We start from the raw sequence: 11,721 nt of genomic DNA on the forward strand, positions 1-11,721 counted from the left end.
CGATCAGTCGGTTTCATCAGGCTATCCAGTTCTCGGCAACGCTGGCAATGCCTGAACCAATGCGCCACCGAGGCGTCTTGTGAACGAACAATCGCTCACGAAGCGAGAAGCTCAGTTTTCGAAAGCCCCCACTTACCTTAGGCACCAGCGCCTTCTTTGTGAGTCGGCGCGGGAGCCAGCATCACGCCCGCGGATCAATCCGCGGTTTCTTTAAGCACCAAGGCAGCCCCTTTGGCCAGCCCCCCTATAGCCACCTGACCTTTAGGTGTCCAGGGAAGGTTTTTGGTTGGATTGATATAGATGCGAAGCTCAGTCTCATATCCTTCCTCCAGGCCAGAGACGATGACCAGGTAGAAGTTGGTTTTGCTTTCTTCAGCGCGGCGGAACTCGGCTTCGGTGAGGGTGATTTCACCAGGCGCTCCGCGAGCGAACGACTTCATCTCGATGAATGTGCTCTTATCCAAAGCTCCGTCAGCACCGATTCCTCTGCAGGACTGTAAATCAACCAGCACAGCATCGTCCCGCTGCAACGAAGCTTCCAGATAAGCCCACGCTTTGGTCTGCAATTCTGCGGAGGAGTACTGCTTGTAGGCGCTTTCTGGCACCGACGTAGAAGGTGCTCTTTTGGGTGTAACGGGCGGCTTTGACAAAGGGTCAGTTTTGCGCGGCTGCGGCCCCTTATGTGCAAGGCTGCTCCCATCTACGGTTTCGACAGTAAATTGGAAGTCGTGAGGCAGCGCCTTCAGCTTACGTGTCTGGATGGGGCGCTCAGCACTGTCCGTGATAGACGTAGCGCCGGCATCCCGCTTGATGATGCGTTTACGATTACTGCCTTTCAAACGCTCCTGTTCGGCAATCAACATGTCAAGACTGGTCTCCTCAGCATCAGTCGCCAGATTGATGTCGGGGAAGTATTCCCGGTCTTGGCTGGTAGCCCAGGCGGAAACCCACGCGAGCGCAATTTCACGCATGCACGTACCATCGCCCAGACCCGCGATCGCGACGCCCCCATACTCGCTCCTGCCGATGAATTTCTCGTCATCGAAATGCACCGCGAGATCGGATAAGTGGGAGTAGGCATGTAGCTGAATAGAAATTTGCCGCGCCCCCTGGGGGGCTGCGTTAACGATCAGCTGTCCTGGCAGATGCATATTGAGTGTCGCGTTTTCAAACCGATTCCAAGGCTCCATCGCTTTGTAAGAGCGCTCATCATCTCTCGCAAGATCAGCTTTCAGTATGCGAAGTGCAGCTTGGAAACGGAATTCGAGCTCGTCATTGGTCACATTCGTTTTCGCCGGGGCAGCTGCAGCGAATGGGAGTCGCTCCAGGCCCGCAGCGTTCACGAATCGAGAAATGGTGTCAGCCGCACAGGGTGGCGTCCACAAGGCGATCTTTTCGGATCGAAGATTTGAGTAGTGTGAGTAATACAGAGGACGCTTGGTTGTCCAGGTATCGCCTGACCGTAATGGCAGCAGGCTCAGGCTTCGACGATCTGCGGCAGTCGCTTTGTCCAGCTGCCTGTCCATGTGCCGATAGATGTCCAGCAACAATGCGTCGTGCTTCGGGTCGTACGCGGTTTTCGCTAGGGATTCCAGCTCACGAATACAGCTTTTCAAGTCAGGATGACTGATGCCCAACGCGTTCCACAAAGGGGTAAGGCTGCGGTCATACAGAACGAAAGGTTGTCTGCCATGGAAGATGTCTTTGCCGGCAAAGACCGCTCGCATGCTGAACCATTCCTTGCTGCCCCTGGAGGTTGTGACGCAGGGCGCAATCAGCCCTTTTTGAGAGCGCTGAATGCCAAATTTGCCACGTAGGCTTCCCGCCTGCATGTCGCCGATCATCGCTTCATGCGCGACGGTAGAACCGCCCTGTGGGCAATGACCAGCCAGAGCCTTGTACAACCTCATCAGGCTGACGTCATCAGATGACGACGTGCTCCTGGCACGCTCAAGAGCCGCTACCAGCTGTGAAACGGGCGGATTGACGCGCATTCCCAGCGCGCGCGCAAATTCGCTATTGGCGTCGGTTTCTGTCAAGCCACTGGCAAAATCCGTGTGATGCTCGTACATCGCGAGTGTGACCTTCGTCTCGACGATGAGGGTGCCAGGTTTACACGGTGTACCTGCGTAGTTGGGGTACCACGCATTGTCAATCAACCTTCCGAGCCACGTGGTGGGCACCGGCGAGCTATCGCTCCTGCCGCTTTCTCGGTAAGCGAAGGTTCTGCTATACGGCTCGAAGGAGAGCCAGTTGCTGTCGATACAGCGAAACAGGGCTATCGCTCTTTCAACGGCGGTGGGGGCGGCCACTGGCGCCGAAGCACGAGATTTTCCGCCTCTGCGCGATACAGGTTGGGCTGGGCTCTGGCGAATGTGGCGTATGACGGCATCAAGATCAGGCGAGGCGAAATCACGCCGCAGGCCGCCGCGTGCTCGGCCCAGGAAACGGCGTGCTGCATATTGGGACGGGAGCACGATGTGTGCGGAGTCCGTCGTGGCTTCAACAAGGCGAGGAGAAACCTCGGCGCCCAGCAGTGACAGAAAGCGCTTTACACCTCGCTTTCGACTGGTAGCAACTGAATCGCCCTGGATGCCCCGTTGTTCTGCTCTGCTGATTTTGAACACCTCGGCATAGCTGGGGGACGCCCATAGCAGCTCAGGGGTGGTTCCAGCTGCCTTCGACCACGTATCTTGCGAATCAGCGATGGAGGCTGGCAGGTATACGCTGGTCGGCGAGGCGAGCACCTTCGAAACTGTTGATCGACCATCCTCGAGTGCAACATAGCTGAACGCGTCAATCAGCAGTGCCGCGCCTACCTCCGAGCCCAAGTCACTGTTCTTGGTATCAACGTGCTCAAACAGGTCTCGCAGATCGAGTAGGTCTTGTTTATCGGCTGTGATGGGATCTTGCGCGAATCGCCTGGCAAACGCTTCAAGCACGTCCTGGGCGGCTACGGCTGTCTTGTAATTGGCGTTCTCTGATAGCCACTCGATGAGGGAGGCGTACGGTGTAGCAAGCAGAAGAGGGTGAACTACATTCGTCAGATGATGGCGAGCTGCAAAGCCAATTGCGGGTGGCTGCCCCGTTAGCCACGAGTCGGCTTCGTCTTCGGCTTTGGCTTGTGTACGCCGCCCGCTTGCAAGCGGCACCCATTGAGCGCCCAGCAGCAGATAGTCTTCGTCCAGTTCGAGGCATTTTATAGCCATGTCCAGGAACCACGCCGGCGATTTTTGCTCGAATCCGTCCTGGTCACAGTGTTCGAATACATCCGCAAGCGCGAGAGCGTGTGAAATGGAGAGCGCTTTCAGGACGACACGCCAACGTCCATCTCTGTCCCGCATCCACTCGGGCAGCATCGGCAACCCGCTCACCGCGAGGTGGTCAGCTTCCGTCAGCATCCCGTCGATCGACTCATCGCAGTACGAAATCTGACTCAGCGCATAGCGGCCATCAATGAGGGTGGGACACGCTTTGAAAGCCTCAATCGCTTTGCTCCATTGTTCATGGAACAATTTGTTGAGCCAGTCCGAACTGCTGTCCGTCTTCGCGCCGACAGGGATGGCCAGCCAAGCAAGCGTATTGCGTTGCTGGGCTAGATAGATGGCCAGCTCACCTAAAAACTGCCCGGATGCCTCAGTCAACCACTGGTTCCAGGCGCCGTGAATCATGTCCTCTCGGGAGGTGGACGGGTCAAACTGTGCGTCCAGAGAAAACGCCGCATTGGTGTGAATCTTGGTGGGCAGCGCGATGTGGATTCGTCCATGAGCCCTACCATCTACCGGTATCGCAACACCAATGGGCGTGAAATCGCCGGTCGCCTTGGCAGCGCGTGCCTTACCGGCTGGAACCTTCACGTCACAAACGAAGCGCTCCCAAAGGTTGTCGTCCACCAGGAAGGTTGAGTGAGTGACACGGCTCTGCTGCTTACCAAGTGCGAGTTTGAAATGGCGATCGGGTTGAGTCTGCTGGATTGCAAGATGCTTGAGCGAAATGCCCTCATCCAGATCGAATAAGGTGATCGCGCGGACGTTATCCAGGAAAACCAAGTCACTGGGGGCCCAATCATCGAACCAGGCTTCCAGAGAATCGATGTCATAGTCTGGAGAGAGATCGACGCTCACCATGGTATGACCGGCGTTGGGGTCGTAAAAACCCCTGATCGCCTCGGCTTCCTCCACCATGGCCACGTGGTCATCGCGTGAGCCGAAATGGAAGGGGGCGCTGTGGACTGTCAGGTTGTCGCCGAGCTGGGTGAGGGTTTTGAGGCCGATCCCGAACCGCCCTTTAAGCACCGCTGACTGCTGCTTGGTGGAATAGAACGGGTAGATCATCGGTAGCACGTGGGGCAGTTCAACGGGCAGACCGTTATGGACGATCACCAGCTGCTTATTGCCTTGAACCGTTTGCACCCCGAACTGCACGGCAGTGGCATCAAGGTCATCAGCATTCTGGATAACCTCGCGAAGCCCTTGGTAGGGGTCGGTATTCAACCGTTTGGCGCCCTGATTGCCGCCCTTGAGGAGGGTGGTCAGGATCTCGGGCTGCTCGCGCTGAAGCTTAACAAACTCAGTTAACGCGGCATTCGCATACGCTTTGCTGCGCAGCGTCGTTTCCTTGAAGGTAGAAGCTGAGTTGAAGCAGGCTGTAGCGTGCAAGCGTCCGAGTTGCTCGTCCATAATGGACTACTCCATGAAGGCATTTTGAGATCGGTCGAGCATAGACCGGCTTTGGGGCGAGTTCCATGGATGCAGTACGCTTCAAATGAGTGCCGCCACTGATGTCTGAGGGCGACCAGAGGATTGCTCTGTTCGTATTTGCATACCTTGCCAAAAAAGCCAGAGTCCAGGCCTTCGCCCGCATCCATTGGCCTTCGCAATGACGCGCGCCTATCGGCACTACTAGCGATTGAGTGCCTCCGTCGCCGGCGGCTCCTGGCTGACCTCGCACGCTGGCGGAGCAGGTGTTTTTTGCTAATGCACTTGCCTACACGTGGACGGGTAGCTGTTGCGGGGAAACTCATCAACGGCTTTATCCATAGCCTTTTTCGTGGGGCGTCAATCAGCCACTGAACTCATATCTGGATCCGGCGCGGCGTCAAACGCTGCAAGGTATCGCACTGGGCAACCGTGACTGATTGCGTTCTCTCGGAGCCTGTGCGAAAAATGCTGGCCTGTAGCCACCGATGGTGACCCAGGGCGCGCCTCATATTGCACTCAAGGCCGGTAGTGGCGCACGGAACCAATCCAGGACAAGCGAGGCAAGGATGCGTAGGTTGATTTCACTGCTGGTGATGTACTGCCTCTTCAGCATGCTGCTTATCGCGGCGATCGGGATGGCGACGACGAGCCTGTTGGCAGGCTTGGCCATGTTGATAGCTGCGCTGCTGTTCCTGCCGCCAGTCAACGATTGGTTTACCGCCAAGACAGGCAAACCACTAACGCCAGCCTTTCGATTTCTGGGCCTCATAGGACTTATCGTTCTGTCGAACGCCGCGCTCAACGCACAGTTGAAGCAGGACAACATAGACCGAGAAGTGAGGGCCGCTGCTGATCAGAAGCAACAAGCGGAGAAGGAAGCCCAGGAGCAGCGTGAGTATTTGGCAGCTCATCGCCCGCAAATTCTGCAAGAGATGCAGGGCAAGGTGGCGAACAAGGATTATCAAGCAGCGGCGGTGCTGGCCCGAAAGTACCAGGGGCTGGGAGATGCGGAAGTGGATGCAATCGCAAAAACTGCATTGGAGGGCGAAAAATCACTCCTGGATCAACAGCGCAAAGCTTCCCTTGTAGCCACGCTGAAAACGTTGAAACCACAGCAATACCAAGAGCTCGCCAGCACCTATCGCCAACTGGCCGCCCTGGAGCCTGACAACGCTCGCTATATTTCAGAGGCTAAACGCCTCGCCCAGCTCGTTACCGATCAGGAAGCTATTGCCAAGCAAAAGGCTGCCGAGCATGAGGCCCGAGAGACGCAGCGCAATGCCGGCCTGCTATGGAACTACGTGGAGTCGGATGACTCAATGACGGGCAAAAAGATCAAATTCGCGGTGGTCGATTCGACGAATTCCGTGGATTTTGGTTTCCCGTACAACGGCTCTCAGCGCGGCAAGCTCAGCCTGCGTAAGCATCCCCGCTGGGGCGAGTCGGCATACGTCTCGCTGGAGAAAGGACAGTTCGTCTGCGGTTACGACAACTGCAACCTTCGAGTGCGCTATGGAGAGGGTGCACCTCAGCGGCTCAGCGCTTCGGAGCCTAGCGATCACAGCACGAATCTCCTGTTCATTACCAATCACAAGCAGTTCATAGCGCAGGTCAGGAAAGTCAACAAAGTCTACATAGAGGCGGAGTTCTACCAAGAAGGCAATCGGGTGTTCGAATTCAACGTCAGCGAGCTCAACTGGTGACAGATCTGCCAGTGAGCAATACCTTCCAGCCTGCCTGCACATCGGAGTGCATACGGTGGACTACTTTCACGTGACGGGCGATGGCTGGATCTTAGGCCTGGCTGGCGCTCAGCAATCATCAGACAGCAAGAGAGAGCGCTCCGATGAGGTTACTTTCGTGGTTGTTCGGCAAGCGTGATAAGCCCAATCCCCCAGCAGTGATGATCAAGGATGCTCCTCAACCAATTGTCGAGCTGTCGAAAACCTTCTTATGCATCGATGCAATCGAATGGCACGGCTTGTTCAAGAAATCTCCAAACCGCAAGTGGGCTGTGTCGTGGCGCGACAGTACCCCGGATGGCTCCAGGGGAGGCCACCGGGAGAGCGGGGAGGGTCGATATCTACTGGTCAACCTTTCCACTGGCGCCGTTGCTGCTCAGGGATCCCTGCCTAGGCCAAACCAGGGTCAGGTTGCCGACAACGGCACCTTCTCCATAGAGGACTGGCATTTTGGAAGCAACCTGTCCGGCACTTTCCATGTCTTTTCCGCCGATGGGACGCCCATCGTCCTGCGCACCTTCACAGCCAACATCCTGGAAAGTGGACTCTCCAAAAACGGGAAGCTGGCTTACTGCATAACGGCAAATAGCCCGACAGAGGATGCCGGAAAACTGACCCTGTTCGACCTGACGACCGGGCATGTGCTTTTCTCTGTAAGGCCGCGACGCTTTGGCGCTGACAAGATCGAGTTTGACGAGAAGCACTGCCAGCTGGTCTTCAAGGTTTCCGGCGGTGGCGAGTACCGCTACGGTGCTGATGGCACCATCCTGGATGAACACACGGCTGATGATGCGTTCCTGAATTCGAGCGACTACTCCGCCGTGATCCTTTCTGCAGAATCCATGTTGAAAGGCGACTCGACGTTGCTAACCCCCGAAAAGGGACAGGAAATTCTAGAAGCTCTGATTCGCGCCCGGCGCATTGGCGCGGATATGAATCCTGCATGGAAACCCACAGCGCTCAAAGTCCAAGGCCTGGCGCACGAAGCCTTATCACAGGTCACAGAGGCGATCGCATGCTACGAGGAGGCGCTCAGCCTGAATCCCAAGATCGGGGTAAAAAGAAAGCTCGATTTGCTTCGTAAACGAGCCGGTATGGACACCCGTAAGACGGCTGAATGAGCCTTTTTATAGGAGTACAGATGTACTCCTATCATTGAGCGCCATGACGAAGCCGCTTCACAGCAAGCCTCAGTCTCAACGTTTCCCAGGCTGATTATCTGTTCGTGGCATGGAGTACCTCAGGCGCGCTCCGTGGTTGATCGTGCTGGCTTGAGCTCCGCTGGCCCTTATTCAACGCCAGAAGGATCGATGCTGCTGACTACGCTCGGGGTTACCCTCGCCATAGCGGCTAGACATTCGGGATCGCCCTGTTTTTATGGTAATTCTGCACAGCCTCCTCCATCTCTCGAACATACCTTTCAAACTCATCGACGGCATATGTCAGGAATGTTTGACCCATGATGACGCCATCGAACATGTTGACCGACACTCCCGTTGCTCTACGAATGGCTGACAAGACCCTTTTTTCTGCGTGGGTCTTTTTTGTTTTACGGGTGCTCATCTCTTCATATCCCTCAGCAACGCCGTCGCTGTGGATCATGATGTTTCTAAGGACTGTGAGGTGATCTAAATCCTTTATTTCGTTGCCACCCACCACATTGAGCAGCATGTACTGAGCCTTTTCTACAGGGCCCTTACCTTTGACCTCTCCATCGTGTCCAGTGAGCTCAATCATGAATTCCAGGCATTGGCTCACACGATGCTCGAACAAGCCGAAGATGGTGAGATACGCTGAGCGTCGCGTGAGCTGAGTGATCAAGAATTGGTGCATGGCCAAAGCCTCTTCAGGGTCATAAGCCACAGAAGAGCCGCACGAATAGCACGTTCGGATCCTGACGTAGCTTTCACCATACTGGTCGCATGCTTCCTCTTCGAATTCATGCGCGTTTACTGACCCTGACTCATTAGCCTCTTTGATCGCGAGCGCCACATTTTTTTCTGCCTGCTCAGCGAGCATTCGCATAATCGAAATGGACTGACTCATCGCACACATGTGAACGCTAAAAATGAAATCCAGCTTAGCCACGTTGCCTCCTTGCAAACCCAGTTGAGCGAGCAAAGCTCAGCTTTGATTCTTTTGAAACGGCTGCCTCATGAACCCGCACTGACATCCACATCGATGATCTGTGAGTTTCTTTGCATTTGAATGCCAAGCTACGAGCTTCCCTCAAGCGTTCGTACCAATCCCCCAAACTGCTGTGCCGGCTCGACGTAGCGCAGGGCCGACTTCAGGTCACTCCAGCCAATGTACTCCATCAGTGTCTTGATGTCCCAGCCAGAGCTGGCCGCCCAGGTAGCAAAGCCCCTGCGCATCGAGTGAGCGCTGTAGATCTCAGAAGGTAGCCCGCATCGTTCCAGCGTACCCCTGAGCAGGGGAATCAAACTGTGGGCCGCAAGCGCCTGGCCGCTGACATTACCCCAACGATCAATCCCCCTGAACACCGGGCCACGAGCAATGCCAGCAGCCTCGATCCAGTTCAGGTAAGCCTCAACAGGGCAGAGCTTATTGAGCGATGGCGTCCTGTATTCGCGACCAACATGCTGGCGATCACCCTTGCTGTGAGCCAGGTAGAACCTGATACCCACATAGCGCTCCGCCTGGGTGTTCTCGACTGTCAATCGAGACAACTCATCGCCGCGAAATCCTCGCCAGAACCCGATCGTGAGCAGCGCGATATCCCGGGTCGACTTCAACACACCTTGCATGTTGCCAGCGATGCGCGCATCGCTCGCTTCCTGCTGCAGAAACGCAACCGCCTTCTCAAGCTGCATTAAGGGCAGGGGAGCAGCCTGCTTCTGCTGGACGGGATGGAGCACCCGAATGCCCTTCAGGAGCTGGCGCACCTTTGGCGCCTTGGTGGGATCAGGAAAGCCATGGGTCTGGTGCCAGTTTGCAAGTGCCGCAAGACGCTGCTTCAGCGTGCTGATGGCCAACTGATCGGCGTACTCGGCGATGTAACGAACAACGGCTTCAGTCGTGGTGGGCAGGAAACCGCCCCAGGTGGTTTCGAAGTGACTGATGGCAGCTGCATAGCTTTTGGAGGTATTGACCCGAACGCTGGCATCTAGATATCGATCCGCCTTGCTCATATTCAGCCCTTTTTGCTTCTTGGCCCGGCGGGGGCGCCGTCGCTCTCGCGTCCCCTCAATACCGCATTTCGAGGCATTTTACCTGCGCAGGAGCGCCTGACAAGAGATAACACTCGATTATGTCTTTTCAAGATTACTGAATAAGAAGGCATTTCTAAGTGATAGGATAGTACGTAATTACATGACACGTAATACAGTACGAAATTGTAGGAGCTGACATGGCTAGAGGCGGCGTTAACCTGGTTCTTGTGCGAAAAGCCCGCGAGGCACTGCTGGCAAGAGGTCAAAACCCCAGTATCGATGCAGTACGCATTGAGCTGGGAAATACCGGCTCGAAAACGACCATTCAGCGATATTTGAAGGAGATCGAGAATCACGATACGCAGCCAAATGCCTCGCCCTCGCGACTGAGCGATGAGCTGAGCGGACTGGTTGAGAAGCTGCTGGAGCGGCTATTGGAGGAGGGTAACGAAGCATTGCTACATGAACGCGCCTCCTTCGAGCGAGAGCGAAAAGGTATGCGAGAAGCGCACAGTACGATTGAAGCAGAGCTCAATGCTGTGAGACAGGAAGTCGCTACGCTGCGCCAGGCGCTGGAGTCCCAAGACCAAGCGCTGCAAACGAGCCAATCTTCGCTTCAGGCCGAGCAGACTCGCAACGCACGCATCAGCCAGAGCTGCGCAGACCTGGAAGTACGCGTTCGTGAGAAGGACGAGCAGATAAAGTCGCTTGAGGACAAACACCAGCATGCGCGGGATGCACTCGAACACTACCGAACAGCATCCCGGGAGCAGCGCGATCAGGATCAGGCCCGCCACGAGTCTCAGCTTCACCAAAAGCAGCAGGAGCTTACGCTGCTCCAGCAGACGCTTATGGTCAAACAGGATGAAGTGACGCGCCTGATCCGGGACAACGAGCGCCTCATTGGTGAAAATCGCCAGCAGCTTAAGGAAAGGGCGCAGCACAGGGATCAGATTGAGCGCCTGAGCACAGATATTGGCATCGCCAATGCAGCAACCGCTCGCGCCGAGGGCGCGCGGGAATTGCTTCAACAGCAGGTAGCTTCGCTTGCCGCTGCCTCAGATGAATTGCGCACCAGCCTCACCGCTCTGAAGATCCGCGACAAGCAGACGGAGCAGTTGTTAGATCAGGCCAAGGCTGAAAATGAAGCGTTGCGCTCCAGACTTGCAGCAGGGGAAGCACCCCATTGAAGCCGCTCTACGCTAGTGTGACCGCCCGGCGCGCTGGCGCCGCTATCTTGCAAAATGCCGTCTTTGAAAACTTTAGAGTGGCTTGACTGAGTGACCTGATACAAGGTGCGAGCACGAAAGGATGGAGTACAAATGTACTCGTTGCGCTTCGTGCCCATACCGCGTAATTGAAAGCCCTGGGTTAAGGCGTAGGGTCTGCCTCCACTTGAACGGACAGGGGAGTGGTATGTACTGGCTAGGGCCATTTGAGTACCGTAGTAAGAAAGCCTTGCTAGAGGGCTTAAAGACCTTCCTGCGCACCGCGCCAATGGGAAGGGTGAGCCATCCTGTAGCGATTCAGAAGCTTCATTTGTTGCTGGCGCTGCACCCCGACGCCAAGCGCAAGATCGGCGCCGGCGTCGACCACTTCATGGTGGCTAGAAATGAGCTATCAGGTCGAGGGTTTCACTTGGTGCGCCTGGATGGGACTGAAGAAAGCTTCTCCTACAGGAAGTGCATTACCGGCGTCGCACAGTCGCCGCACGGCAAGGTGTGTGAAGCACTTAGATTCGCTGTCCGACCTCAACTCGACGCATTCCGGGCGCAGCTGACCTATCCAATCGACTGCGCCATCAGCGGCGAGCCAATCGTTCATCCCAACGATCTGCATGTGGATCACGAAACGCCATTCTGGAAGCTGCTCGCCCATTTCTGCAAAGACCACCAGGTCGATCTGACACAGCTACAGACGACCGGCAGCGGCATGAAGCTGGCGCTGGTAGATTGCAGCGTTACAGATGCATTCGTGTCGTATCACTTAAAGCATGCGAAGCTCCAAGCCAGCCGCAAGGCCGCCAACCTGCTCAAAGGTGGCTCGCTTGCCGCGTCGCGCGACGCGCTCAGCAATAAAACACCTTGAAGCACCTAATCAAGAGCG

Annotated in this window: 7 protein-coding genes; 4 read left to right on the forward strand and 3 right to left on the reverse strand. The window is 55.9% G+C overall.

Features of this window, described 5'->3' with window-relative positions; genetic code table 11:
* Positions 1–194: 194 nt before the first annotated feature.
* Entirely contained in the window at positions 195–4,679 is a 4,485-nt protein-coding gene (locus OSW16_RS13535) for a protein NO VEIN domain-containing protein (protein WP_060506981.1), read from the reverse strand.
* Between the two features lie 596 nt (positions 4,680–5,275).
* On the opposite strand from OSW16_RS13535, the gene OSW16_RS13540 reads away from it, so the two are divergent.
* Entirely contained in the window at positions 5,276–6,403 is a 1,128-nt protein-coding gene (locus OSW16_RS13540; protein ID WP_060506983.1) for a hypothetical protein, read from the forward strand.
* 143 nt (positions 6,404–6,546) lie between these two features.
* Positions 6,547–7,563 carry a tetratricopeptide repeat protein gene (locus tag OSW16_RS13545; RefSeq protein WP_235575276.1) on the forward strand — a complete coding sequence of 339 codons (1,017 nt, stop codon included), beginning with the start codon at positions 6,547–6,549 and terminating at the stop codon, positions 7,561–7,563.
* Between the two features lie 229 nt (positions 7,564–7,792).
* Here OSW16_RS13545 and OSW16_RS13550 read toward each other — a convergent pair whose 3' ends face one another.
* Together OSW16_RS13550 and OSW16_RS13555 are read right to left on the reverse strand one after the other, a co-directional pair.
* Complete coding sequence (locus OSW16_RS13550; protein WP_267815889.1) at positions 7,793–8,530, reverse strand: hypothetical protein; 738 nt, start codon at positions 8,528–8,530, stop codon at positions 7,793–7,795.
* 128 nt (positions 8,531–8,658) lie between these two features.
* Positions 8,659–9,594 (reverse strand): tyrosine-type recombinase/integrase, encoded by a 936-nt coding sequence (locus OSW16_RS13555; protein ID WP_060506987.1) that lies wholly within the window; start codon positions 9,592–9,594, stop codon positions 8,659–8,661.
* Between the two features lie 218 nt (positions 9,595–9,812).
* Here OSW16_RS13555 and OSW16_RS13560 point away from each other — a divergent pair, with 218 nt between their 5' ends.
* Positions 9,813–10,805, forward strand: a complete 993-nt coding sequence (locus OSW16_RS13560) for a DNA-binding protein (RefSeq protein WP_170029823.1) — start codon at positions 9,813–9,815, stop codon at positions 10,803–10,805.
* 226 nt (positions 10,806–11,031) lie between these two features.
* Positions 11,032–11,703, forward strand: coding sequence for a DCL family protein (locus OSW16_RS13565; protein WP_060506992.1), 672 nt, complete (start codon positions 11,032–11,034; stop codon positions 11,701–11,703).
* Positions 11,704–11,721 lie beyond the last annotated feature (18 nt).

Origin of the sequence: Pseudomonas putida (assembly GCF_026625125.1) — a bacterium.
GTDB classification, from domain to species: domain Bacteria; phylum Pseudomonadota; class Gammaproteobacteria; order Pseudomonadales; family Pseudomonadaceae; genus Aquipseudomonas; species Aquipseudomonas putida_X.